Consider the following 26061-nt stretch of genomic DNA (forward strand, 5'->3'; position numbering starts at 1 on the left):
ACGAGTGCGCTCGTTCAGAGAAAATCGTCAAGGGAGATACCAAGGGTGACCGCACCTTCCTTCATCGTTCTGTCGCCGGAAGACAACGTGGCCGTCGCGTCGCTCGCCATCGAGCCGGGCGGGGAATTGCCGGGCGGCGTGCGCGCAGCAGCCAAGATCGATCCGGGCCACAAGGTGGCCATTCATCCTATCCATATCGGTGAGCCGGTCGTCAAATACGGCCAGGCGATTGGTCGCGCAACGGTCGAGATTGCTCCCGGCGACCACGTTCATTCGCATAATCTTGCCTTCGATCAGGATCGGCTCTCGATCGGCGCGCCGGTGCCGCCGGAAGCAGCGAGCGCTGCCGACAAGGCGCGCACCTTCATGGGCTATCGCCGCGCCGACGGCCGCGCCGCGACCCGCAATTTCATCGGCATCATCGCCAGCGTCAACTGTTCCACCACGGTCTGTCGCGCCATTGCCGAGGAAGCCAACAAGACCATCCTGCCGCGCTACGACGGCATCGACGGTTTTGTGCCGATCGTCCACGATCAGGGCTGCGGCATGAGTTCGACCGGCGACGGCATGAAGAACCTGCATCGTACCCTTGCCGGCTATACTCGCCACGTCAACTTCGGCGGCGTGCTGATGGTCGGCCTCGGCTGCGAGGTCAATCAGTTGACGCTCTATGGGCAGGCGGGTGCCGGAGCCGGAAAACGCCATTTCAACATCCAGGATGCTGGCGGCTCGCGCCGCGCCGTTGCCCGGGCCTTGGGTGTTCTCGAGGAGATCGCCGCGGAAATCGGCACGGCAAAGCGTGTCCCGATCCCGGTCGGCGAAATCATCGTCGGTCTGCAATGCGGCGGCTCGGACGGGCTCTCGGGCATCACAGCCAATCCGGCGCTGGGTGCCGCGGTCGACATTCTGGCCGGCGCCGGCGGCACGGCCATCCTGTCGGAAACCTCGGAAATCTACGGCGCCGAGCATCTGCTGCGCAGCCGCGCGGTGAACGATGGCGTGGCGCAGAAGCTCGACGGGCTGATTTCCTGGTGGGAAAACTATGTCGCCATGCATGGCGCGTCGCTCGACAACAATCCTTCGCCGGGCAACAAGCGCGGCGGCCTGACCACGATTCTCGAGAAATCGCTTGGTGCCGTCGCCAAGGGCGGCCGTTCGCCGCTGACGGCGGTCTATCATTATGCCGAACGAGTGACGGAACACGGGCTCGTTTTCATGGACACGCCCGGCTACGATCCGGTGTCGGCGACGGGACAGGTGGCCGGTGGCGCCAATGTGATTACGTTCACAACGGGCCGCGGCAGCTGCTTCGGATCGCGTCCGTGCCCGTCGATCAAGCTCACGAGCAACACGGCGCTTTACCGGGCGATGGAAGAAGACATGGATATCGACTGCGGCACGATTGCCAGCGGCGAAGCGACGATCGCCGGCATGGGCCGCGAGATCTTCGACCTGATCATCGACACGGCATCCGGCAAGAAAACCAAGAGCGAACTGTTCGGCTACGGCGACAATGAATTCGTTCCGTGGCACCTCGGCGCGACACTCTGACGGGCGATCGTTGGAGCGGAGGAGATATGTAATGCAGACGAGAAAAATCGGCACGACGGATCTGTCTGTCACCGAATATAGTTTCGGCACCGCGCCGCTGGGCGGGATGTATCGCGCCTGCCCGCGCGAGACGGCGATGGAAACGCTGGATGCCGCATGGGATGCTGGCTTGCGGTTCATCGATACGGCGCCGTGGTATGGCTTCGGTTTGGCGGAGAGGCGTGTCGGGGATTTTCTGCGGGACAAGCCCCAGGGCAGCTGGGTGCTGTCGACCAAGGTCGGCCGGCTGCAGCGGCCGGTGGCCGACGACAAGGTTCCGAGCTACGGCTTCGTCGATCCGCTGCCGTTCGATACGGATTACGACTATTCCTATGACGGCATCATGCGGTCGGTCGATTTCAGCTATGCCCGCCTTGGCCTCAATCGTATCGACATCCTCTTCGTTCATGACATCGGCGTCTACACGCACGGCGCCGAGCGCAACGCTGTCTATCTTCGCCAGCTTTTCGACGGTGGCCTGAAGGCGTTGGAAGAGTTGAAATCGAGCGGCACCATTTCCGCCTACGGTCTCGGCGTCAACGAAGTGCCTGTCTGTCTGGATGTGATGAGGGAGGCGGATATCGACTGCATCCTCTTGGCTGGGCGTTATACGCTGCTTGATCGCACGGCCACCGCCGAATTGCTGCCGCTCTGCGAAAAAAAGAAGACCTCGCTGGTGGTTGGCGGCGTTTTCAATTCGGGTATTCTGGCGACAGGTCCGGTGGAGGGCGCGCATTTTGATTATATGCCGGCAGATCGGGATGTTCTTGGCAAGGTAAGGGCGATGGAGACCATCGCCCTGGCGAATGGGCTGCCGCTGGCGGCACCGGCGATCCAGTTTCCGTTGCAGAGCCCGGCGGTCGCGTCGGTTCTTCTCGGAACGGCCAAGGCGTCGAGCCTGACGCGGAATATGGAATTGACGGAACGACGTTTGCTGCCGGATGATTTTACTGCCTACGAAGCGCATACGCTGGTGGCACCGGAACTGGGACTGGAAGCTGTCCGCGTTTAGCCGACTTTCAACAGACAAAGGAAAACGGAATGCTGAAGGGAATACATCCATTGCTCGGTCCGGAATTGCTGCATGCGATCCGCACGATGGGCCATGGAGACGAGATCGTCATCGCCGATGCCAATTTTCCGGCCAGCACCATGGGGCCTAAGGTCGTGCGCGCCGATGGTGTCGACGCATTGAGCATTACCGAGGCGATCCTCGCGCATATGCCGCTTGATACGTTTGTCGATGAATCCGCCTGGCGGATGGAGGTGGTTGGCGACCCGACGGCGGTGCCGGACGTCTGCGTCAAGTTCCAGAGCCTCGTCAAAAAGCTGGCCGGTGATTTCAAGGTCGTGCCGATCGAGCGCTTTACCTTCTATGAACGCTCACGCAAGGCCGCCTATATCGTCGCGACGACGGAATTCCGGCTCTATGGAAATATCATCCTGAAGAAGGGAGTCGTGCATCCGCAGGAACTGTTCACGATTGGCAGCGTGACGAAAAATCACGCAAAATAGACTGAACGTTCCATAATGATTAAATACGGAACAGAAATATCATTTTTCTGTTGCGTTTGAAATATCTCTGAACTAGCATCTCAGGATGGAGGGTGCTTTCATATGCTGCCAGCTGGTCAAGCCTATGGAGGAGGCAGGAAGCTCAATTATTTCCGAGGCTTGGCAATAGATGGCGTTTATCGAAAAGTCATTTTTGTGCCGCTTGCAATTTCGAAACTGCTGAGATAGCTTGCCAAGGCAAAATGTTTTTTATGGATAAAAGATCGAGCTGTTTGCGTCTTGCAGTCCGGTCCGAGGAGCACTCAACAAGACGTTGTTGGAGGAGAACAACACCATGACCCTTATGAAGAATATCCTGTCGCGCCGCGCGTTCACCAGCCTCGCTGGTGCGGCCGTTTTTGCGACCATGATGCCGATGACATCCTTTGCCGCCGACGTCACAATTCCGATCATTGTCAAGGACACGACCTCGTTCTACTGGCAGATCGTTCTGGCCGGTGCCCGTGCCGCAGGCAAGGATCTCGGCGTCAACGTGCCGGAACTCGGCGCCCAGTCGGAATCCGATATCAACGGCCAGATTACCATTCTGGAAAATGCCGTCGCCGGCGCACCGGCAGCCGTCGTCATTTCGCCGACGGAATTCAAGGCGCTCGGCAAGCCGATCGATGAAGCTGCCAAGGCCGTGCCGATCATCGGCATCGACTCAGGCGCCGACTCGAAGGCCTTCACCTCCTTCCTGACCACGGACAACGTCCAGGGCGGCCGTATCGCCGCTGACGGTCTTGCTGCGGCCATCAAGGAAGCAACCGGCAAGGAAGAAGGCGAAATCGCCATCATCACCAGCCTGCCGGGCGTCGGCTCGCTCGATCAGCGCCATGAAGGCTTCGTCGAGGTCATTGCCGCGAAATATCCGGGCCTCAAGGTCGTGGCCGACAAATATGCCGACGGCCAGGCAACCACCGGCCTCAACATGATGACCGACCTGATCACCGCCAATCCGAACCTCGTTGGCGTGTTCGCGTCCAACCTGATCATGGCGCAGGGCGTTGGCCAGGCGATCGCCGAAAACAAGCTCGGCGACAAGATCAAGGTCATCGGCTTCGACAGCGATGAAAAGACGGTCGGCTTCCTCAAGGAAGGCGTTCTTGCCGGCCTCGTCGTGCAGGATCCTTATCGCATGGGCTATGACGGCATCAAAACCGCTCTTGCCGCATCCAAGAAGGAAAAGGTCGAGGCCAATGTCGACACCGGCGCCAACCTGGTGACCAAGGCCAACATGGCCGACCCGAAGATCGACGCCCTTCTGAACCCGAAGGTCAATTGATCCAGACAAGGCGGCAGGGCAACCCTTTTCGGGGGCAAGGTTCTGCCGCCTGCTTGCATAATGCGATCCCAGCCCGTTTCAGACCGGCAACACCGGTTTGAAATGGGTTCCAGGGCCCGGGAGGAAAGCCGCCATGACAGGACTGCACGACGTCAGCCACCGGCACGAGGTGGGTGCGGCGACGATTGCCAAACATCCCGTTCCGAAGGGCCAGCCGATCCTGGAATTGCGCGGCCTGCAGAAAAAATACGGTGCTGTCGAGGCTTTGAAGCCGGCGAACATCACCTTTCTTTCCGGTGAGATCCACGCGATTGTCGGCGAAAACGGCGCCGGCAAATCGACGCTGATCAAGCTTCTGACCGGCGTCATCCGGCGAACCTCCGGCGAGGTCTTCTGGTGCGGCGATGCCGTGCAGCTTGCCACTCCGAACGAGGCGATTTCGCGCGGCATCAATGCTGTGCACCAGGAAGTCGTGCTCTGCCGGCACTTGAGCGTCGCGGCCAACATGTTCCTCGGCGACGAGATGAACAAGAACGGCCTGATGCGCAAGCGCGCCATGACCGATGCGGCGCAGGCCGTCCTCAACGATCTCGGCTTCAATCTGCCGGCTGCCGCCCTTCTCAGCGACCTGACGATCGGCCAGCAGCAGTTGGTGGCGACGGCGCGCGCGGCGATGCGCGGCACCCAGTTCCTGATTTTCGACGAGCCGACCGCCTATCTAACGCGCCAGGAATCGGCGCAGCTGTTCCGGCTCATTCGCCGGCTACAGGGCGAAGGCGTGACGATCGTCTATATCAGCCACCGCATGGAAGAGGTTTTCGAGCTTGCCGACCGTGTGTCTGTCCTGCGCGACGGCACCCATGTCGGAACGCGCAATATCGGCGAGACCAACGATGCCGAGCTGATCTCGATGATGATCAACCGGACGATCGAGCAAATCTACCACAAGGAAACGCTGCCGATCGGCGCCACGATCGTCGAGACGCGCGGTCTTTCCGGACCGGGTTTCGAAAATGTGTCCTTGTCCGTACGGGCTGGCGAAATTGTCGGGCTCTATGGATTGATCGGTGCGGGACGCAGTGAATTTGCACTGGGGCTCTATGGTCGCCAGCCGGTTTCGTCCGGCGAAATATTCTGGCAGGGCAACAAGGTCCAGATCCGCAACGAGCGGGTGGCGATGGACCTCGGTATTGCGCTGGCCCCGGAAAGCCGCCGCGATCAGGGCCTCTGCCTCAATCTGCCGATCGGCATGAATATCAACCTGCCGGTGTTCGACCGGCTGTCGAATGGCTTGACGATCAATCGCCGTCGCGAGATCGACAATGCGGACCGGCAGATCAGCGACCTGAAGATCAAGACGCCGACGCGGCGCGTGCTGGCGTCCGCCATGTCCGGCGGCAACCAGCAGAAGATCGTCATCGGCAAGTGGCTGAGCCACGGCGCCAAGCTGTTCATCTTCGACGAGCCGACGGTCGGTGTCGATGTCGGCACCAAGGCGGAAATCTACCGGCTGTTTGCCCGGCTACTGGAGCAGGGAGCGGGCATCATCCTGATCTCGTCCTATCTGCCGGAGGTCTATGAGCTTTCCGACCGGCTGCATGTCTTCCGCCAGGGCAAGCTCGTCGCCAGCCATACCTATCGCAGCGCCTCGCACGAGGAAGTCCTGACCCAGGCCATTGGCGTATGAACATCGTGAAAAGACCGGATAAGAAAATGCGTGGAGGAAAGTCATGAGCGTTGAGACCACAACGGAAGCCGCACCGGTACCGAAGAAGGGCATGAATATCCTGTTCGGCCTGACCCTGCTCGGGCTGCTGCTGTTCCTCTGGCTGCTTCTCGGGGTTTCGACCACCAGCTTCTGGACCTCCAACAATATCAGCAACCTGCTGCGTCAGGGCGCGATGACGGCGATCCTCGCGGTGGGGCAGACCTTCGTCATCATCACGGCCGGTATCGATCTTTCGGTTGGCGCCGTGGTCGGTTTCTCCAGCGTCACGGTCGCCTGGCTGCTACAGCACGGCGTACCGCTGTGGCCAGCCATGGGCATCACGCTTCTGGTTGGCGTGCTGATCGGCGCCTTTCATGCCTTCGGCATCGTGCGCATGGGGCTTCCTGCCTTCATCATCACACTGGCGACGCTGACCTCGCTGCGCGGCATCGGCCTGTTGGTCACCAATGGTTCGACGATCTCGATCAGCGACGAGTCTTTCACCAACTTCTCGCGCGCCGATTTCCTCGGCATTCCCAGCCTGTTCTGGATGGTTATCGTCGTGGCGATACCGGCTTATATCTTCCTGCATCTGAGCCGCTGGGGTCGCTACCTCTTTGCCGTCGGCTCCAACAGCGAAGCGGCGCGTCTGTCCGGCGTCAATGTCAACCGCACGATCTACCTCGCCTATATTCTGTCCTCCACATGCGCCGCTTTCGTCGGACTGCTGCTCGCCTCGCGCATCGGCATCGGCAACGCAACCCAGGCAGAAGGATGGGAGCTGCAGGCGATCGCCTCCTCCGTCATCGGCGGCACCAGTCTGTTCGGCGCGGTGGGGTCGGTCCACGGACCGCTGCTCGGCGCTTTCATTCTGGCGACCATCAACAACGGCGCCAATCTGCTCAACGTCAACGCCTTCGTGCAGCGGATCATCACCGGCGTGCTGATCATCGTCATCGTCTATTTCGACCAGCTGCGCCGCCGCGGTTCGCGCTGATCGTTCCGGCATCCGGCGGGTTTGATCCCAGCCGGATGCCGCCAGAACCGTGAACGACAAAATTTTGCGGACGAGATTGCAAGGAGCTGCCTGCCATGAAAGCGGCGATCTGCCCGGAGCCTGGGCGCCTGGACATCATCGACAGACCTGCGCCTGGCGCGCCGCCGAAGGGCTGGGCGCGGCTGGCCGTCAGTCATGTCGGCATCTGCGGCACCGATTATCATATTTTCGAAGGCAAGCACCCCTATCTCGAATATCCCCGCATCATGGGACACGAGATTTCGGCAACCGTGATCGAATCCGGCGAAGGGGTTTCGCTGGCGCGGGGGACACCCGTCATCGTCAATCCCTATCTTTCCTGTGGAATCTGCATCGCCTGCCGGAAGGGCAAGCCCAACTGCTGCACGGCGATCAGGGTGCTGGGCGTGCATACCGACGGTGCCTTCTGCGAGGAAATCCTGGTGCCGGGGGAAAACCTCTACCCGGCGGGTGATCTTTCGCTGGAAGCGGCGGCGACCGTCGAATTCCTGGCTATCGGCGCACATGCGGTGCGCCGTTCTCTCGCTCCGGCGGGATCAAGGGCACTGGTCATCGGTGCTGGCCCGATCGGTCTTGGAACAGCGCTTTTCTCCCGCATCGCCGGCCATCAGGTCACGCTTCTCGATGCCAGCGCCGAGCGGTTGGATATGGCCGCCGATCGACTTGGATTTGCCGAAGGCATATTGGCCGGGGATGGTGCTTTAGAAGCGGTTCAGTCGGCGACGGATGGCGATGGTTTCGACGTCGTCTTCGATGCCACCGGCTATGGCGGCTCGATGGAGAAATCCTTCGCCTTCGTCGCGCATGGCGGTTGCCTCGTCTTCGTCAGCGTCGTCAAGGACGATATCCGCTTCTCCGATCCGGAATTCCACAAACGCGAAATGATGCTGGTCGGTAGCCGCAATGCGACGCGGCAGGATTTCGAGCACGTGGCCGCATCCATCCGGGCGGGTCAGGTGCCGGTGGAATCGCTGATCACCCACCGCACCACGCTGGATGATGTGGTGAACGACCTGCCGCGCTGGGCGCATGAAAAGGCAGGGCTGATCAAGGCGGTGGTCAAGATATCGCCATGATGCGGATCGACGCCCATCAGCACTATTGGAGCCTCGGGCTCGGCCATAACGACTGGCCGCCACCGGACCTCGCGCCGATCTATCGGGATTTTACACCGGATGACCTGAAGCCGCATCTTGTCGCGGCCGGCGTTGCCAAAACCGTCCTTGTTCAGGCTGCGCCAAACCTGGCGGAAACGGAATTCCTGCTGGCTTTGGCCGCGCGCGAGGAGACTGTCGCCGCCGTTGTTGGCTGGGTAGACGTCTGGTCGCCGACGGCGCGTGCCGACCTCGAACGCTTCAAGCGACATTCGAAATTCAGGGGCATCCGTCCGATGCTCCAAGGCATTGACGATACGTTTTGCATCCTTCAACGCGAAGCAATTCGCACGCTCGAAATGCTGCCGGGTCTTGGCCTGCGTTTGGATGTCCTCATTCAGCCGCGCCATGTGCCGGTGATAGCAGCACTCGCCGATCGGCTGCCGGAGTTACACATCGTCATCGATCATGGGGCAAAACCTCTCATTGCCAAGGGTATCCTTGAGCCCTGGCGCTCCGATATGGCAGCCCTTGCCCGCCGGCGGAATGTCTGCGTCAAGCTCTCGGGCCTGGTGACTGAGGCAGGAGCAGGCTGGTCGGTGGATGAGCTGAAGCCCTATGCGCAGCACTTGCTGGACGTTTTCGGCCCGCAACGTGTGATGTTTGGCAGCGATTGGCCGGTGGTCAATCTCGATGCCAGCTATGGCGACTGGTGGATGGCCGCAAACGCCCTGCTTGCCGGTTTCGATGAAACCGACCGTAATGCTGTGCTTTGCGCGACGGCTGCCGGCTTCTACGGGATCGAGATTTGAAGGCAGTTTCGCGCAAGCACCTTTACCTAGTATCAAATCCCTCCGTGGCAGGGTGTTGATCAGCACTTGTCGTGCCGGCAACGCGGCATATTTATTGCGTCGCACAAGAAAAGTGCTAGTGTCGGCCTCACTTGCGGACACGAAGAACAAGAATGCAAGGTTGCGTCCGGTTGGGAGCGGCGTTGTCGTTTACGGTAACAAGGAGAACGCTTCCGATGTTTTACCAGTTGTATGAACTGAACCACGCGATGATGGCACCCTGGCGCGCTGCGGCCGATGCCATGCGGCTGGCCTACGCCAATCCGTTGAACCCGATTTCCCATACCTATATGGGCCGAGCGGCCGCCGCCGGTCTTGAAGTGTTCGAACGCACGACGCGCCGATACGGAAAACCGGAATTCGGCCTGCCCGAGACGCTGATCGACGATAGTCCGGTCGCGGTACAGGAGCGGATCGTCTGGCGCGAGCCCTTCTGCAATCTCATCCATTTCGAGCGTGCGCTGCCGAAGAACCGGTCTGCCGATCCAAAGGTGCTGATCGTTGCGCCGATGTCGGGGCATTATGCAACGCTGCTGCGCGGCACGGTCGAGGCGCTACTGCCGCAATCGGATGTCTACATCACCGACTGGATTGACGCCCGCACGGTGCCGCTGACGGAAGGCACCTTCGACCTCGACGATTATATCGACTACGTCATCAACATGTTGCATTTCCTCGGCCCGGATACGCATGTCGTCGCCGTCTGTCAGCCTGCCGTTCCGGTGCTGGCCGCCGTTGCCCTCATGGAATCCAACGACGATCCGCTATCGCCGTCTTCGATGACGCTGATGGGTGGCCCGATCGACACGCGCATCAATCCGACGGCGGTCAACAAGCTCGCCAAGGAAAAGCCGCTCAGCTGGTTCCGTGACAACGTGGTGATGCCGGTTCCTTTTCCGCAGGTCGGATTCCTGCGTCCGGTCTATCCAGGCTTCCTGCAGCTGTCCGGCTTCATGTCGATGAATCTCGACCGCCATGTCACAGCGACCAAGGATTTCTTCGAACATCTTGTCAAGAACGACGGCGACGCCGCTGAAAAGCACCGCGATTTCTACGACGAATACATGGCGGTGATGGACCTGACGGCCGAGTTCTACCTGCAGACCGTCGACGTCGTCTTCATGCAGCACGCGCTTCCAAAGGGCGAAATGATGCATCGCGGCCAGAAAGTGGATACGACTGCGATCCGCAAGGTGGCACTGCTGACGGTCGAGGGCGAGAACGACGATATCTCGGGCGTCGGCCAGACGATGGCCGCTCAGACCATCTGCACCAACATTCCGGAGAACATGCGCCTGCATTACATGCAGCCGGATGTCGGCCATTACGGCGTCTTCAACGGATCGCGGTTCCGTCGCGAAATCGCTCCACGCATCACCGCGTTCCACCGCGAGCACGCCCGCAGCGCCAGGCCGGTGCGGCGGGTGATCAAGGGCGGTAAATCCGCCTGATTGAGAAGAGATATCGATTTCATCGATCGATATCAGGGGCTTGCTGGAATCTGCGGATAATTGTCTTGCAGAGGGGCAAGCCTCTTCCCATCTCGTAATAAGCGGGCCCGAAGGAGAGGCCCACTTTGAGCGAGGACTTCTGAACATGAACCAATCTGCATTGATCCGTCCGGACTGGACGCCCGCGACCATTGCCATGATGGTACTCGGTTTCGTGGTTTTCTGGCCGCTTGGTCTTGCCATGCTTGCCTATATCCTGTTCGGCGAACGGCTGAAGAGCTTCAAGAAGGATGCCAACGCCACCGTTGACGGCTTTTGCTCGTCCTTCAAGCGGAAGAGCCAGCGTTACGGCCGTCCAGGCTTCGGCACCGGCAACGTTGCCTTCGACGACTGGCGCGACGCTGAACTGTCCCGTCTCGAGGAGGAACGCCGCAAACTCGATGAAATGCGCGAGCAGTTCGATGAGTATGTCCGCGAACTGCGACGTGCCAAGGACCAGGAAGATTTCGACCGTTTCATGCGCGAGCGCAATTCCGGCGGCCCCAGTTCGGTCCCGGGCTTCCCGGCCAACTGATCCAGCGATCAGCGCTATAGACAAAACCGGCATCCCAAAGGTGCCGGTTTTTCTTTTTGATGCGGTCCCGTTTGTTCGGGATCATGCGCCCTTCAAACGAATCGGCTATCAAGACACTCATGTTCTCCCTGCTTCGAAAGTCGCGTCAGCCTAAAACCCCGCCACCGCCGGTGATGCGGACGGTCGATGTTGCCGGCAAGGTCATGCCTCTGACCATTCGCCAGAACGCCCGCGCCACGCGCATGACGCTGCGCATCGAGCCCGGCGGTCGTGCCCTGAAGATGACGATTCCCGCCGGATTGCCCGAACGCGAGATCAACGCCTTCCTCGATCGGCATCAGGGTTGGCTGATGACCAAGCTTGCGCGGTTTTCCGGCGAAAGCGTATTGGAAGAGGGCGGTACCATTTTGCTGCGCGGGGTCGCGCATCGGATCGAACGCACCGGCAAGCTTCGCGGTCTGACCGAAGCCGTCGTCATCGATGACGAGCCGGTGCTTCGCGTCAGCGGGGCTGAGGAGCATCTGCGCCGGCGCATCGCGGATTTCCTGAAGAAGGAAGCCCGCAGGGACCTGGAACGTCTGGTGTCGATCTACGCGCGCATGGTCGGTCGCAAGGTGAAGTCGCTGAGTTTCAAGGATACCCGCAGCCGCTGGGGTTCCTGCGCCGCCGATGGCGCCTTGAGTTTCTCCTGGCGCATTGTCATGGCGCCGCCGAAGGTGATCGACTATCTCGCCGCCCACGAAGTCGCGCATCTGCGCGAAATGAACCACGGGCCTGATTTCTGGGATCTCTGCGAGCAGCTTTGTCCTGCGATGGACGATGCCAAGCGCTGGCTGAAGCGCAACGGCACCATGCTGCACGCAATCGACTTCGACTGAGCGTCTCCGGCTCAGCGCCGGTATTGGTTGCCCAGAGCTTCCCTGATCTTCACGTCGGTCTTGTACTGGCTCAGCGCATAGACCGACCAGATTGCCGCTGGAATCCAGCCGATCAGGGTGATCTGTAGGATAAGGCAGACAATCCCCGCAATCGGCCGGCCGATGGTGAAAAATTGAAGCCATGGCAGGATGATGGCAAGCAGAAGGCGCATGATGTTCTCCGTGTTTCTATTCCGGATATAGGGAACCACGCCGGCCACGCAACCGGCTAAAGCGTGTAGGGGACGCGGACGAACGGGGAATCCGTCGCAAAATCCTTCGTATCTCGCGTGATAAGCAGCATGTGATGCGCCTGTGCAGATGCCTCGATAATCGCGTCCGGGAGCTTGATGGGACGCTTGCGGCGCAACGCCACGGCAAGGTCGGCGATCGGTGCCGTCAGTCCGACCAGCGTGAAGCTGGCCAGGAAGGCACGGGTTGCCTGTTCCACGTGTTCGCCGGCGCCTGCCATGACTTCCATCCACGAAATGATGCTGATGCCCCTTTCGTCGTAAAGGGCGAGTTCGTCGCGCGCCTGGGGAATGCCGTTCAAGTAGTCGATCAGGATGTTGGTATCGAACAGTGCCTTCACCATTCGCTGCGGGCCTTTTCCTGATAGCTCAACCCATCCATCCCGCCGTCGCCCCAAAGCCCGAAGGCTTCGTTTGTTTCAGCTCGGTTGCGGCGCAGAACATACTCGTCGATCGCAGCCCGGATGACGGCGGCGCGCGAGAGCTTTTCGGCTTTTGCGATATCTTCAAGCGCTTGAACCTGAAGCTCTGTAATATCGATCAACGTTCTCATAATCCACCTGTTGTATATCGATATATGATATCACTCTGTCGAAATCTTGTCATTGGGATATGCGACAAAGCCCGCATTTGTCGGTTTCAGGCTCGACTCACGGATGATTTCATGGCAGGTCGCTGTGCATGAAAACGGAAGTCAAAATTTGCGGACTGAAGACCGCCGAGGCTGTCGACAAGGCCGTTGCGCTGGGCGCCAGCCACGCGGGTTTCATCTTTTTCCCCAGAAGCCCGCGCAATATCGAGCCGGATGACGCAGGCCGCCTCGCCGATCGTATTCGCGGCAAGGCGAAGATCGTCGCGGTGACGGTTGATGCCGACAATGACGATCTCGACGAAATCGTCTCGGCCTTGTCTCCCGATATGCTGCAGCTTCACGGCAATGAAAGCCCGGATCGCGTTCTGACCGTCAAGGCGGTTTATGGGCTGCCGGTGATCAAGGCCCTATCGATCCGGGACGCCGATGATCTGAGGCGGATCGAACCCTATATAGGCATTGCCGATCGGTTTTTGCTCGATGCCAAGCCGCCGAAGGGATCGGACCTTCCCGGCGGTAACGGCGTGTCTTTCGACTGGAGGCTGCTGGATATGCTTGACGAAAGCGTCGATTACATGCTTTCCGGTGGTTTGAATGCGGACAATATCGGCGAGGCCCTGGCGGTCACGGGCGCAAAGGCCGTCGATACCTCGTCAGGCGTGGAAAGTGCGCCGGGTGTGAAAGACCTGAATCGCATGGAAGAATTTTTCAAGGCCGTCGCCCGCGCGGAGACGGACATCATCGCCAGGGATGGTGCATTGGCAGGGAGAAGCAAGTGAACGAGACGCCAAAATTGAATTCGTTCAAGGCCGGTCCGGACGAAGATGGCCGCTTCGGCATTTTCGGCGGCCGTTTCGTCGCCGAAACCCTGATGCCGCTGATCCTCGATCTGCAGGACGAGTGGACGAGGGCCAGAACCGATGCCGCATTCCAGGCGGAACTCCAGCACCTCAACACCCATTATACCGGCCGGCCGAGCCCGCTCTATTTCGCCGAGCGCATGACGGCGGAACTGGGCGGCGCGAAGATCTATTTCAAGCGCGACGAGCTCAACCACACCGGTTCGCACAAGATCAACAATTGCCTCGGCCAGATTCTGCTTGCCAAGCGCATGGGCAAGACACGGATCATCGCTGAAACAGGCGCCGGCCAGCATGGCGTTGCCTCCGCCACCGTTGCCGCCCGCTTCGGCCTGCCTTGCGTCGTCTACATGGGCGCGACAGATGTCGAGCGGCAGGCGCCGAACGTGTTCCGCATGAAGCTGCTTGGCGCCGAGGTCAAGCCGGTGACGGCCGGTCACGGCACGCTGAAGGACGCGATGAACGAGGCCTTGCGCGACTGGGTCACCAATGTCGACGACACCTATTACATGATCGGAACCGCTGCAGGCCCGCATCCCTATCCGGAAATGGTGCGCGAGTTCCAGTCGGTGATCGGCAAGGAAGTGCGCGAGCAGATGATGGCGGCCGAAGGCCGTCTTCCGGACTTGCTGGTCGCCGCTGTCGGCGGCGGATCGAACGCAATCGGACTGTTCCATCCCTTCCTAGACGACCAGAGCGTCAAGATCGTCGGCGTCGAAGCGGGCGGCAAGGGCCTGGACGGCGAGGAACATTGTGCGTCGCTGACGGCCGGTTCTCCGGGCGTGCTGCATGGCAACCGCACCTATCTGCTGCAGGACGGTGACGGACAGATCAAGGAAGGCCATTCCATTTCCGCCGGTCTCGACTATCCGGGCATTGGTCCGGAACATTCATGGCTGAAGGATGCCGGCCGCGTCGAATATGTGCCGATCATGGACCATGAGGCGCTGGAGGCCTTCCAGTTCCTGACGCGTCTCGAGGGCATCATTCCAGCACTCGAGCCGAGCCATGCGCTGGCGGAAGTCATGAAGCGGGCCCCGAAGATGGACAAGGACCAGATCATCGTCATGAATCTCTGCGGCCGCGGCGACAAGGACATTTTCACCGTCGGCAAGCTGCTTGGAATGGGACTGTAAGACGATGACCGCACGCATGGACAAACGATTTGCCGATCTCGCCGCAGAAGGCCGCCCGGCGCTGGTCACCTATTTCATGGGCGGAGACCCGGATTTCGACACGTCGCTGGCGATCATGAAGGCGTTGCCGTCTGCCGGATCCGATATCATCGAGCTTGGCATGCCCTTTTCCGATCCGATGGCCGACGGCCCGGCGATCCAGTTGGCTGGACAGCGCGCCCTGAAAGGCGGCCAGACACTGGTAAAGACGCTGGAAATTGCCCGCCGCTTCCGCGAAGACGACCAGGATACGCCGATCGTCATGATGGGCTATTACAACCCGATCTACATCTACGGCGTCGAACGCTTTCTCGACGATGCGCTGGCTTGCGGCATCGATGGCCTGATCGTTGTCGATCTACCGCCGGAAATGGATGACGAACTGTGCATCCCGGCCCTGAAGAAGGATATCAACTTCATCCGGCTGGCGACCCCGACGACGGATGACAAGCGGTTGCCGAAGGTTCTCGAAAACACCTCCGGTTTCGTCTATTATGTCTCGATGAACGGCATCACCGGTTCGGCCCTGCCGGACCCCACCGTTGTCGGCGGTGCGGTCCAGCGGATCAAGGGCCATACCAAGCTTCCGGTCTGTGTCGGCTTCGGCGTCAAGACGGCTGAGCATGCACGCGCCATCGGCGCGTCGGCCGATGGCGTGGTCGTCGGCACGGCCATCGTCAACCAGGTGGCGTCCAGCCTGACCGCGGACGGAAAATCGACAGGAGCAACGGTACCGGGCGTGGAAACACTGGTTCGCAGCCTTTCCGCCGGCGTTCGCTCCGCAAGACTTGTCGCGGCCGAATAATTGCCCACATTGTGAGGCAGACCGGTTTTAAATATTCAGGAGTTTGGATTTGAACTGGATCACGAATTACGTTCGACCGAAGATCAACTCGATGCTCGGTCGCCGGGAAGTTCCGGAAAATCTCTGGATCAAATGCCCGGAAACCGGCGAGATGGTGTTTCACCGCGATCTCGAAGAGAACAAATGGGTCATTCCCGCCTCCGGCTTCCACATGAAGATGCCGGCCAAGGCGCGGCTGAAGGACCTGTTCGATGACGGCGTCTACGAGGCTCTGCCGCAGCCCAAGGTGGCGCAGGACCCGTTGAAGTTCCGCGATTCGAAGAAATACGTCGATCGCCTGCGCGACAGCCGGATCAAGACCGATCTGGAAGACACGATCGTTGCCGGCGTCGGCCGCTGCCGTGGCGTCAAGCTCGTCGGGGTCGTACATGAATTCAATTTCATGGGTGGCTCGCTCGGCATGGCCGCCGGTGAGGCGATCATCAAGGCATTCGAAAAGGCGATCGCGGAAAAATGCCCGCTGGTCATCTTCCCGGCCTCGGGCGGCGCCCGTATGCAGGAAGGCATCCTCTCGCTGATGCAATTGCCGCGCACCACGGTCGCGGTTCAAATGCTGAAGGAAGCCGGTCTTCCCTATATCGTCGTGCTGACCAACCCGACCACCGGCGGCGTGACGGCATCCTATGCGATGCTAGGCGATCTGCATCTGGCAGAGCCGGGCGCCGAGATCTGCTTTGCCGGCAAGCGCGTTATCGAGCAGACTATCCGCGAAAAACTGCCGGAAGGCTTCCAGACGTCGGAATATCTGATGGAGCATGGCATGATCGACATGGTCGTCAAGCGCCACGATATTCCCGATACGCTTGCCCGCGTCCTGAAGATCCTGATGAAGAAGCCGGTGGATGCCGCCAAGCTCAATGGCAGTACAGCACTTGCCGCGATACCGATGGCAGCCAGCGCCTAAATACATGGTGCGCCCGGGATTGTCCGGGCGCCTGGAAGGCATGAGACGATTTGGAATTGGCGCGTTCTGAGCGCGCTTGATGAGCGCTCGGCGCTCCAACGGCGGTTGGAGGAGCGGGTGATGACGACGACGCAGGTCAGCGAGGCGGGGCAGGAAATCGACAAGCTGCTGGCCCTGCACCCCAAGGGCTTCGATCTGTCGCTCGACCGGATCACCCGGCTGCTCGACGTACTCGGCAATCCGCAGGACAGGCTTCCGCCGGTCATTCATGTGGCCGGTACCAATGGCAAGGGTTCGGTGACGGCCTTTTCCCGGGCGATCCTCGAAGCGTCCGGTCTGAGCGTCCATGTCCACACATCGCCGCATCTCGTCAATTGGCACGAGCGTTACCGCATCGGCAAAAAGGGTGAGCGCGGTGCGCTGGTCAACGATGCCGTTCTGGCGGATGCCGTCCGTCGTGTCGGCGAAGCCAATGGCGGCCAGAAGATCACCGTGTTCGAAATCCTGACGGCGGTCACTTTCGTACTGTTTGCCGAGCATCCGGCCGATGTTGCGATCATTGAAGTCGGTCTCGGCGGCCGTTTCGACGCGACCAATGTGATCAAGACCCCCGCCGTTTCCGTCATCATGCCGATCTCGCTCGATCACCAGGCCTATCTGGGCGACCGCGTCGAACTGATCGCCGCCGAAAAAGCCGGGATCATGAAACGTGGCTGCCCGGTGGTGATTGGCCATCAGGAGGAGGATACGGCGCGCGACGTGCTCGTCTCCATCGCCGAACGGCTGAAATGCCCGCTGTCGGTCTATGGTCAGGACTTCATGGCGCACGAGGAATTCGGCAGGCTCGTCTACCAGGACGAATTCGGCCTGGCCGACCTGCCGTTGCCGCGTCTGCCGGGGCGCCATCAATACGCCAATGCCGCCGCCGCCATCCGGGCCGTGAAGGCGGCCGGGTTCGATATTTCCGATGCTTCCATCGACAAGGGACTGGTGACGGTCGACTGGCCGGGCCGTCTGCAGCGCTTGACCGAGGGCAAGCTTGCATCTCTCGCGCCGAAGGGTTCCGAAATCTGGGTCGATGGTGGGCACAATCCGGGCGCCGGCCAGGTCATCGCCGAAACCATGGCCAATCTCGAAGAGCGGGAGCCGCGTCCCCTGTTCCTGATCACCGGCATGATCAACACCAAGGATCCAGTCGGTTATTTCAAGGCGTTCAAGGGGCTCGCCGAGCAGATATTCACCGTGCCGATCCGCGGTTCGGATGCCGGAATAGATGCGGTTGCGCTCGCCGACGACGCGGTTACGGCTGGATTCGAAGCTGGTGCGGTCTCGTCGGTTGCCGAAGCGCTAGGTGCGATCACCGCCATGTTTGACGACGATCCGGTCGCGCCACGCATCCTGATCGGCGGCTCGCTCTATCTGGTCGGCGACGTGCTGGCCGACAACGGAACCCCGCCCAGATAAGCTGGGCGGACTGCAATTCCTCGACAAGGCAAACGAATGAACGACAACAATCCCGAATTGCCGGAAGGCTATTCGCCCGTTCCGCCGGGCAAGGTTGCCAACGTTGTGACATTCCTGGAGATGCGCAAGCGGCCGCCGGATATGAACAGGCTGCCGGAATCGCCACTCGACCTGGTGCGACTGGGTCCGCAGAATCTCGATATCTACCGGCGCCTGTTTCGCGAGGTCGGCGAAGACTGGTTGTGGGTGTCGATGCTGGAGATCGGCGATGACGCGGTTCGCGATATTCTTGATCATCCGTCGATGGAGACATACGCGTTGCGCGATGGCACCCGCAATATCGGCTTGGTGGAGCTCGACTTCCGGGTTTCCGGCGAATGCGAACTTGTCTATTTCGGCGTGGTCAAGGATGCGATCGGCAAGGGCGCGGGACGCTTCCTGATGAACCAGGCGATTGCCAGGGCGTGGACGCAGCCGATCGATCGTTTCTGGCTGCACACCTGCACATTCGATCATCCGGCCGCTGTCGGGTTCTATCAGCGCTCCGGCTTCAAGCCCTACGCACTGATGGTCGAAGTCCACGACGATCCGCGTCTGTCGGGCCTGTTGCCCAGAACCGCAGCACCCCATATCCCGTTGCTGGAAATTGCTGCCAACACCGAATGACCGATCCGAGACGAAAAAAGCCCGGTTTCCCGGGCTTTTCAATTCGATTCCAGATGTCAATTAGGCGGCTGCGTTGGAAATCCAGGATGTCAGTGCTGTCTTCGGCGCGGCACCCACCTTGATGTCGGCCACTTCGCCGGCCTTGAACATGGCGAGCGTCGGGATGGAACGTACGCCATACTGGGCGGCGATTTCCGGGTTCTCGTCGATATTGACCTTGGCAACCTTGACCTTGCCGGCCATTTCAACGGAAATTTCTTCCAGGCTCGGAGCGATCATCTTGCAGGGGCCGCACCATTCGGCCCAGAAATCGACGATGACAGGCTCGACGGAGTTCAGGACTTCGTCCTGAAAATTGGAAGTATCGACTTTTACGGTAGCCATAGGCTGCTCCTTGGTTTCGAAATCGGCGTTCTTCGAACGGTTGTCCATCATGTGATGGTTGAGCGTCAGCTTTTCAATGCCATTCCTATCTCACTTTGTCGCGAGGTCCACAAGGCTCCTGTCGAGCATCTCCTGCGGCAAGGTGAGTACCGAGGGACCTTCGGTATAAATCAGCACGCATTGGAACGCGTGATCGGGATAAAGCGGCTCCAGCAGGGCGCGGTAGATTGCAAGCTGCGCCCGGTAGACGAAGGGGATCGCTTCCGGCGATACCGGGATTTCGCGGTTTGTCTTGAAGTCGGCGATGACAACGGTGTTTCCGGACACGGCCAGCCGGTCGATGCGGCCCGACACGGCAAAATCCCTCGCGCCGAGTTTCAGGGTACCCATCACGGCCACTTCCGCCCGGCTGGTCTCTGAAAACAGCGCAACCAGCTCGGGGTGCTCGATCACGTTGAGAACCGATTGGGTCAGGGCCTGCCGCTCAGGCGCAGACCAGCGCGGGACGGAGCGCAGCAGGTAACGCTCGGCCGCGGCCTGGCGCTCGTCCGGTGCGATCGACGGCAGCACCTGCAGGAACCGGTGCAGCAGCGCGCCGCGCAGCAGTGATGTGTTGGCGCCGGGTTTTTGCGAAAACAGCGCCGATCCGACGATCGTGTCGGTATCCTCTTCATCGATGACGGCCCCGGCCCCCGAAGGGCTGAGCGGGCGCGGCAGATGCCGTTGCGGCGGCAGCGGCTGCAAGAGCGCTGCCGGCAGGCCTATGTACCGTGCTTCCACCGCCTGGTTGTCCGTATCCTGTGTCTGCAGATCGCGGCCGATGGCGGACACCCGCCAGCGATGGCCCGTCCACTCCTGATCGCCGGCGGAAAACGTCGTCGGCGTGCTGCGGCCGTGGTCATCGGCGGAGAGGCTGGCGGTCACCATTGCGTGCCAACTGTCGGGATTGGCGCGCTTGCCCTGGTAGCCGCAGACGATCAGCCGGTCGGCCGCGCGTGTCATGCCGACATAGAGAAGCCGGCGGTACTCTTCCTCGGCCGCGATTTTCAGCCGGTCCGTATCCGCATCGACCAGCGTGTTGGAGGCAGCACCCGGCGGCCGCCAGACCGGAAGCGGGGGTGCGTCCTGGCCGTCGTCCCGCTTGATCATGCGCAGGCCGGAGACATGCTGCGAATTGAAGGCCTTGCCGCCGCCGTCGACCAGGAAGACGACCGGTGCCTCCAGCCCCTTGGCGGCGTGCACCGTCATGATGCGGACTTCGTTGCGCTCCTTGTCCTGCTCGCGCTTGACGGTGGGAGCTTCCATCTCCAGTCCGGAGATAAAGGCCTGCAGCCCCGGCAACCCGTTCTTCTCATGGTCGAGCGCAAAGGTCAGGAATTCGTCGAGGATGTCGCTGACCTCCGTGCCAAGCCTTCCGAGAAAGGCGGCACGGCCACCGTCATGGCCAAGGATCAGGGCATAAAAATCATGGACGGGCAGGGTGCGCGACAATGCCCTGTATCGCTGCAGCTTCCGCATGGCCGCGTGATAGCGGCTGGTTTCGTCGGCGCCGAAATCCAGCAGGTTTTGCCAGACGCTGACCGAAAGGGGCCGGCCGATGGCGAGTGCTGCGATATCCTCTTCGTTGAGATCGAACAGCGGACTTTTGAGAACAGCGGCCAGCGACAGGTCATCCTGCGGCAAAAGCACGAAGCGGCCGAGCGCCATCAGGTCCTGAACGGCGATATGGTTGGTCAGCACCAGCCGGTCGGCACCGGCAACGGGGATATTCCGGCGGGTCTTAAGCGCCCGGGTCAGCGCATTGACGAAGGCGTCGCGCTTGCGCACGAGAACGATGATATCGCCGGGCTGCATCGGCCGCCTGACGCCCTTTTCAATCACCGTTTCCTTGCCGATCCAGTCGGCAAGCACGCTGGCGATGCGCTGCGCCAGGATATTGGCCGGCGCATCCTCGGGCGTCGCGTCGAAGGCGGCGGTCCAGTCGTCCTCCTGAATGCTGTCGGCTGGCGCGATCGCATCCCAGACCTCGACCAGCCCCGGATGGCCGATGCGGTTGGAGGCATGCACGACGGCGTCGTTGCGGGCGCTGAGCCCGCGGGCATGGGCCGGATTTTCAAACACGGTATCGACGGCCGACAGCACGTCTTCCGTCGAGCGGAAGGACAGCTGCAGCCGGATCGGGCTGAAGGCCTTGCCGCCGTCGCGGACCCGCCGTTCGGTCTCGACGCTCTCGTCGGAAAACCGTTCGGGACGGGCGCCCTGGAACGAATAGATCGACTGTTTCTCGTCCCCGACGGCAAACATCGTCCGGTTGCTGCCACGTGCCGTTTCGCCGGAGAAGAAATCCTCCGCCAGCGACTGGATGATCGTCCACTGCACCGGGCTGGTATCCTGCGCCTCGTCAACGAGGATGTGATCGATGCCTTGATCGAGCTTGTAGTGAATCCAGCGGCTGACATCGCCGCGCGACAAAAGCGTTGCCGTTCGGTTGATCAGGTCGTCGAAATCCAGCTGGCTGCGGCTCTTCTTGATGTCCTCGTAGTCGGCGTTCAGCCGGTCGGCAAGCACCAGCGCCGCCTTGGTTGCCTCGAACATGGCGATGAGGTTGAGGCGGTTGGTGGCACCGACGATGTGGTCGCGGGCGGCGGTGACAAGGTCTTCCAGATCCGGCGCCTTGTCGCGCATCGCTTTCGACAGGAAGGCCGAATCCGCTCTCGGTTTTCCGGCCTGGGTGAAGAACAGTCCGATAAGCGCGTGGTAGCGCTGCAGCGGATCGCCGAGTTTGGCGACCGCGCGCAGACCATCGGCAAACTCCGTGACCTTGGCTCCGCCGGTCGATTGCGCCATGCCGATATAGCGTTCGAGCGCTGCGCCGTTGAGACCCTTGAGAGGCCAGAATCCGGCTAACGCCGTCTGTGTCGTCTCATCCGCGCCGAGACCGAGAGCTGATCGAAGCGCCGGATCGATGCCGCCCTTTCGCCCCGCGCCGTCCAGAAAGACCTGTACGGGCGTGCGGTTGGCGACGATCGCCGACAGCAGCTTTTCCAGCCCGGTATCGTCGGCCAGATCGAGCACGGTGGCAAAGGCTTCCGTCAGTTCGTGGTCATCCTCGCTGGCGGTCGCGGTCAAGAGCGCCCGGCGGGCATCGGCCAGGAGCGTGGCGGAGGCGCGGTCGTCCAGAACGGAGAAATGGCCGGCGACATTGGCTTCGAGCGGAAACTGGTGCAGCAGCGCCTCGCAGAAGGCGTGGATCGTCTGGATCTTCAATCCGCCCGGCGTCTCCAACGCGCGGGCAAACAATCGCCGCGCCTCCTGACGCTTCAGGAGATCCGGCCTTTCGCCCTCGATCGCGGCGATCCGGTCATTCAGCGCGTCGTCGTCCAGCGTCACCCATTCGGCCAGCCGCTCGAAAACGCGGTTGGACATTTCGGATGCGGCGGCCTTGGTATAGGTGAGGCACAGGATCGCCGAAGGCCGGCAGCCGGACAACAGAAGCCGGATAACGCGCTGAGTCAGCACATGCGTCTTGCCGGAACCGGCATTGGCCGACACCCAGGCGGAACGCGCCGGATCGGAAGCGAGCGCCTGCTTGGCCGAGGTCCAGTCGAGCCAGGCCTGCGGCGAGGGATCGAGAGGGCCGAAATCGTCATCCTTCACTACTGTCATCCTCGCCTTCGGCTGTCGCCCATTCGGCGACGCGGGCCAGATGGTCGTACTCGCCGCCGTAATCGCGTTCCTTCTGCACGATCAGCCGGGAGGCAAAGCCGTATTTACCGCTCATCAGCGCGGCGAGAAGCCCGGTCAGTTCCTTCAGCGAGTCTTCGGCGAGCTGATCCGCCGATTTGGTCTCGACGTTGGCCCGCGCCTTGGCATGCTCGTTGTTGACCTCCTGAACGGCAAACCGTTCGCCGGGTTTCAGGCGGACATAGAGCAGCGATTGTGGATGTTTCGACCCGGCACCCTTGAAGGCGCCGGCCTTGAGGGCGGCCGCTTCCAGTGCGAGCTGCGGATCGAGCAGGGCGCGTGCCTCGTTGATGGAGGGCGTCGATCCCGTCTTGTAGTCGACGATCACGGCGCTGCCGTCACCGAGAATATCGATACGGTCGGCGATGCCCGTCAGCTTGATATCCGAAACGCCGAGCTCCATCGATGCATAGAGTTCGGTAAAGCTCTTGCGGATATCCGGCTGCCTGCCGATTTCCCAGTCGATGAAGGCCTTGCCGACGGCGGCAAAGCGCGGCCGCCAGACGATATCGATATGGGCGGGCAGGGCCTGCTCGTCGAAAGCCTCGTTGAGAATCCGGCTCATTTCCGCTTGGGCTTCCGGCGATGCGGCATCCAGCCCGGCGCGGACGAAGCGCTCGACGATCTTGTGGTAGAGTGTACCGCGCTCGGCGGCCCCGGGATCGCGGTTGAACGGATCGATCGGCTGCAGGCGCAGGATACGCCGGGCGTAAACAGCATAGGGATCGCGCCGCAGCCGGCTCACCTCGCTGAAGGAATAGCTGCGCGGCTGCTGGTCCGCCGGTGGCTTCGGTTCGGGCCTTTTGGCCAATGGCTGGGTGACGCCCTGATCGAGCATGCCGGCCCATTGCTGATAATCCCGGCTGTTTTCACGCAGTTTTCCGGCAAATGCCTTGCCGCCGACGGCCAGAAGCCGCTGTAGCCAGCGGGAGGCCACAGTCGGTGTCGCGCCCTTGCGCATTGCCCGCGTCAGGATCAGCTTGCGGGTACCGCAGGCCATCTGGAAATCGTGGGCCAGCTGGCCGATCCGCCGCTCCGGCGGCTCCAGGCCGATGGATGTCTTCATCGTTCGCGACAGAAACGGATCATTCGCCGTCTGCCCCGGCCAGGTGCCTTCGTTCATGCCGCCGAGCACCACCAGATCGACACTCTGCAGGCGGGATTCGAGCGCGCCGAAAATGAACACGCGGGGATGGCGCATCGAGCGCGGCTTGATCGATTCGCTCGCCGAAAGCGCCTCGACGATGTCGCTCCATTGTGGCCCATCGGCCGTCAGCTGGCCATCCGTATCGATAATGGAGCGTAGGAGTGTCGCTAGTGTTTCGCCGGCTTCACCGGACCAGAGGCCGGCAAGACTGCCGCGCTCGTCGATCGCCACTGCTTCCAGAGCCGTGCCGGTTTTTTCCGCCCATTCGGCAAGCGTCAGGGCCGCGGTCAGGCCACGGCCGCTTCTGTGGTGGCGTACCAAGGTGCCGGCCAGCGGTTCCGCTGCGGCTGCAATACGTCGGGCCAGGTCGAGAGCTCTCTCGATTGCGTCGTCATCGATATGGCCGCGCCATTCCGGCAGATGTTTTTTCCCGGCTTCGCGCCGGAGTGTCTGGTCGAGCAGAACCTCGAGCTCCGAAATATCGGCGCTGCCGGTGCCGCCACGCAGCGCCATCAGTTCCAGCGTCCCGGCTGCCTCGTTCATCGCCTCGGTGGATAGTCCGAAACGCGCCAGAGGATGCTTGAGAAGGGCTGTTACGGATACCGGATCGCCCGGCCGCAAAGCCGCCTCGAGCAGCAATCGCGTCAGGCTGCCAGGTCCGGTGGAAGACAGCGGCGTGCCGGCCGAATCGTCGGCCTCGATGCCGAAGCGCATCAGTTCGGCGGCCACGCGGCGCGCAAGGTCGCGATCGGGGGTGATGAGGGCAGCCTGGCTTTCCTCGCTCCCGTGGAGCGCAAGGCGCAGGGCGATGGCGATCGCTGTCGCTTCCTCGCGTTCATTGGCGGTTTCGATCAGGGCAGCATCAGCAAAGGCTTCCGCGAGCCTGCCTGGATCGATCTCGCCGCGAAGCGCTGTCCAGCTGCTGGTCGCCTGAACCGGCAGCAGGGCGTGCGAGATCAGCTCTGCCCGATAGTTGAGATCTGGCTCCGGGGCGCCGAGAACCGATACCGCGTGGCGGGCGATCCCCATGCGTTTCAGCAGGCGGAAAAAGCCGTATTGCGGATGGCTGCGGCTTGCCGGATCGGGCCTGCCGGCCAGGGTCTCGGTTTCGGGCGCAATCATCATCCATTCCACGTCACTCATTGTCTGGTCGAGACCGGGAAGGACGATGGTGCCGTTCGGGAGCTTCTGCACGGCGGCGACGAGCTTCGCGGTGGCTGGAATGGACCCCGTGGACCCCGCGATGATGATCGGCCCGGTGACCTTGCCGTCGGCGATGCGCTGGGCTTCCGCTTCGAGGATGGCGTTGCGATGGCGGGCCGGGGAGGACTGCTTGAGCTCTTCCAGTCGTTCCGGCCAATAGACGCTGGCGATCTTCAGGAATTCGATCGTCAGCTGCCACCACAGGGCATGGTCGTTGGCATCGAGATTGTCGAGCGCTGCCCAATCTAGCTCTTCCGTTTCCATCGCATCGATGATCTCGGAGAGATTACGCGCCAGCCAGATCGCGTCGGCGGGGCTGGCGGGTGCAATCAGCGGGCTTTCGGCATGCACGTCGAGCACGGCTTTCGGTAGCTGGTTGCGCCAGGCGAGAATCAGCCGGCCAAGCTCGATCAGCCGGGCTGTGTTGGGCAAAGGCGGCGCAAGGTCGAGGATTGCCGGGATCTCGGCGTCGAAGAAACCGCTATCGTCATCGGTTTCCCCCAGCGCCCGGATCATCGGCAGGATCGCCGAGCGGCCGCCCAGGCAATCGACCAGTTCCGAGCGCAGCACGCGGGCCGAACGCCGGGTCGGCACGAAAATCGTCACGCCGGCAAGCGACAGCGGATCGGCCGTATCGTAGCAAAACCCGGGAACCAGATCGCCGGAACATAGCGTTTCGACCAGGGTCTTCAGGAACGGAAGCCCGGGCGGAATGGTGAAGACGTTGGAGACGGTGTCCGTCACGC

The 26061-nt window shown here is 61.4% G+C and carries 23 protein-coding genes; 17 read left to right on the forward strand and 6 right to left on the reverse strand.

Annotated elements, in window-relative coordinates; translation table 11 throughout:
• Positions 1–45: 45 nt before the first annotated feature.
• The 11 genes from J2Z75_RS11225 (at position 46) to J2Z75_RS11275 (ending at position 12021) form a co-directional block, all read left to right on the forward strand.
• Positions 46–1551 carry a UxaA family hydrolase gene (locus tag J2Z75_RS11225; RefSeq protein WP_209851991.1) on the forward strand — a complete coding sequence of 502 codons (1506 nt, stop codon included), beginning with the start codon at positions 46–48 and terminating at the stop codon, positions 1549–1551.
• A gap of 31 nt (positions 1552–1582) precedes the next feature.
• The gene (locus tag J2Z75_RS11230; protein WP_209851994.1) at positions 1583–2602 is read left to right on the forward strand and encodes an aldo/keto reductase; all 1020 of its coding nucleotides are present in this window, start codon (positions 1583–1585) and stop codon (positions 2600–2602) included.
• A 29-nt stretch (positions 2603–2631) separates the two neighbouring features.
• The gene (locus J2Z75_RS11235; protein ID WP_209851996.1) at positions 2632–3105 is read left to right on the forward strand and encodes an RbsD/FucU family protein; all 474 of its coding nucleotides are present in this window, start codon (positions 2632–2634) and stop codon (positions 3103–3105) included.
• Positions 3106–3439: 334 nt separating this feature from the next.
• Complete coding sequence (locus J2Z75_RS11240; protein ID WP_209851998.1) at positions 3440–4429, forward strand: ABC transporter substrate-binding protein; 990 nt, start codon at positions 3440–3442, stop codon at positions 4427–4429.
• A 133-nt stretch (positions 4430–4562) separates the two neighbouring features.
• Positions 4563–6116 (forward strand): sugar ABC transporter ATP-binding protein, encoded by a 1554-nt coding sequence (locus tag J2Z75_RS11245; protein ID WP_209852000.1) that lies wholly within the window; start codon positions 4563–4565, stop codon positions 6114–6116.
• A gap of 43 nt (positions 6117–6159) precedes the next feature.
• Positions 6160–7134, forward strand: a complete 975-nt coding sequence (locus J2Z75_RS11250) for an ABC transporter permease (protein WP_209852002.1) — start codon at positions 6160–6162, stop codon at positions 7132–7134.
• Positions 7135–7229: 95 nt separating this feature from the next.
• The gene (locus tag J2Z75_RS11255) at positions 7230–8249 is read left to right on the forward strand and encodes a zinc-binding alcohol dehydrogenase family protein (protein ID WP_209852004.1); all 1020 of its coding nucleotides are present in this window, start codon (positions 7230–7232) and stop codon (positions 8247–8249) included.
• Complete coding sequence (locus J2Z75_RS11260; RefSeq protein ID WP_209852005.1) at positions 8246–9079, forward strand: amidohydrolase family protein; 834 nt, start codon at positions 8246–8248, stop codon at positions 9077–9079. Before J2Z75_RS11255 ends, J2Z75_RS11260 begins: the two co-directional genes overlap by 4 nt.
• A gap of 215 nt (positions 9080–9294) precedes the next feature.
• On the forward strand, positions 9295–10569 hold the full coding sequence (gene phaZ / locus J2Z75_RS11265; RefSeq protein WP_209852008.1) for a polyhydroxyalkanoate depolymerase: 1275 nt from the start codon (positions 9295–9297) through the stop codon (positions 10567–10569).
• Positions 10570–10714: 145 nt separating this feature from the next.
• Positions 10715–11143 carry a DUF2852 domain-containing protein gene (locus J2Z75_RS11270; protein ID WP_209852011.1) on the forward strand — a complete coding sequence of 143 codons (429 nt, stop codon included), beginning with the start codon at positions 10715–10717 and terminating at the stop codon, positions 11141–11143.
• A gap of 119 nt (positions 11144–11262) precedes the next feature.
• Positions 11263–12021 (forward strand): M48 family metallopeptidase, encoded by a 759-nt coding sequence (locus J2Z75_RS11275; protein ID WP_209852014.1) that lies wholly within the window; start codon positions 11263–11265, stop codon positions 12019–12021.
• A gap of 11 nt (positions 12022–12032) precedes the next feature.
• Here the strand turns inward: J2Z75_RS11275 and J2Z75_RS11280 are convergent, their stop codons facing one another.
• The 3 genes from J2Z75_RS11280 to J2Z75_RS11290 are packed head-to-tail and all read right to left on the reverse strand — an operon-like array spanning position 12033 to position 12855.
• Entirely contained in the window at positions 12033–12233 is a 201-nt protein-coding gene (locus J2Z75_RS11280; RefSeq protein WP_209852016.1) for a YqaE/Pmp3 family membrane protein, read from the reverse strand.
• 56 nt (positions 12234–12289) lie between these two features.
• A complete protein-coding gene (locus J2Z75_RS11285) occupies positions 12290–12655 on the reverse strand; it encodes a type II toxin-antitoxin system VapC family toxin (RefSeq protein ID WP_209852018.1) in 366 nt (121 codons plus the stop codon).
• Positions 12649–12855: a ribbon-helix-helix protein, CopG family gene (locus J2Z75_RS11290; protein ID WP_407692756.1), complete on the reverse strand. Its 207-nt coding sequence runs from the start codon at positions 12853–12855 to the stop codon at positions 12649–12651. The genes J2Z75_RS11285 and J2Z75_RS11290 overlap by 7 nt, the downstream gene beginning before the upstream one ends.
• A 137-nt stretch (positions 12856–12992) precedes the next feature.
• Here J2Z75_RS11290 and J2Z75_RS11295 point away from each other — a divergent pair, with 137 nt between their 5' ends.
• The 6 genes from J2Z75_RS11295 to J2Z75_RS11320 all read left to right on the forward strand — a co-directional run bounded on the left by J2Z75_RS11295 (position 12993) and on the right by J2Z75_RS11320 (position 18837).
• Entirely contained in the window at positions 12993–13682 is a 690-nt protein-coding gene (locus J2Z75_RS11295) for a phosphoribosylanthranilate isomerase (protein WP_209852022.1), read from the forward strand.
• Positions 13679–14899, forward strand: a complete 1221-nt coding sequence (gene trpB, locus J2Z75_RS11300; RefSeq protein ID WP_209852026.1) for a tryptophan synthase subunit beta — start codon at positions 13679–13681, stop codon at positions 14897–14899. Before J2Z75_RS11295 ends, trpB begins: the two co-directional genes overlap by 4 nt.
• 4 nt (positions 14900–14903) lie before the next feature.
• Positions 14904–15743, forward strand: coding sequence for a tryptophan synthase subunit alpha (gene trpA / locus J2Z75_RS11305; protein ID WP_209852029.1), 840 nt, complete (start codon positions 14904–14906; stop codon positions 15741–15743).
• Between the two features lie 49 nt (positions 15744–15792).
• Positions 15793–16707, forward strand: a complete 915-nt coding sequence (accD, locus tag J2Z75_RS11310; RefSeq protein ID WP_209852032.1) for an acetyl-CoA carboxylase, carboxyltransferase subunit beta — start codon at positions 15793–15795, stop codon at positions 16705–16707.
• Between the two features lie 120 nt (positions 16708–16827).
• On the forward strand, positions 16828–18171 hold the full coding sequence (locus J2Z75_RS11315) for a bifunctional folylpolyglutamate synthase/dihydrofolate synthase (RefSeq protein WP_209852035.1): 1344 nt from the start codon (positions 16828–16830) through the stop codon (positions 18169–18171).
• A gap of 36 nt (positions 18172–18207) precedes the next feature.
• Positions 18208–18837 (forward strand): GNAT family N-acetyltransferase, encoded by a 630-nt coding sequence (locus tag J2Z75_RS11320; RefSeq protein ID WP_209852037.1) that lies wholly within the window; start codon positions 18208–18210, stop codon positions 18835–18837.
• A 60-nt stretch (positions 18838–18897) separates the two neighbouring features.
• On the opposite strand, the gene trxA is transcribed toward J2Z75_RS11320, so the two are convergent.
• The 3 genes from trxA to addB all read right to left on the reverse strand — a co-directional run bounded on the left by trxA (position 18898) and on the right by addB (position 26059).
• Positions 18898–19221, reverse strand: coding sequence for a thioredoxin (trxA, locus tag J2Z75_RS11325; protein ID WP_060640366.1), 324 nt, complete (start codon positions 19219–19221; stop codon positions 18898–18900).
• Positions 19222–19311: 90 nt separating this feature from the next.
• The gene (addA, locus tag J2Z75_RS11330; RefSeq protein WP_209852252.1) at positions 19312–22878 is read right to left on the reverse strand and encodes a double-strand break repair helicase AddA; all 3567 of its coding nucleotides are present in this window, start codon (positions 22876–22878) and stop codon (positions 19312–19314) included.
• A complete protein-coding gene (gene addB, locus J2Z75_RS11335) occupies positions 22868–26059 on the reverse strand; it encodes a double-strand break repair protein AddB (protein ID WP_209852040.1) in 3192 nt (1063 codons plus the stop codon). Before addB ends, addA begins: the two co-directional genes overlap by 11 nt.
• Positions 26060–26061: the final 2 nt, after the last annotated feature.

The sequence above is a fragment of the Rhizobium herbae genome, assembly GCF_017873135.1.
Classification (GTDB): Bacteria; Pseudomonadota; Alphaproteobacteria; order Rhizobiales; family Rhizobiaceae; genus Pararhizobium; species Pararhizobium herbae.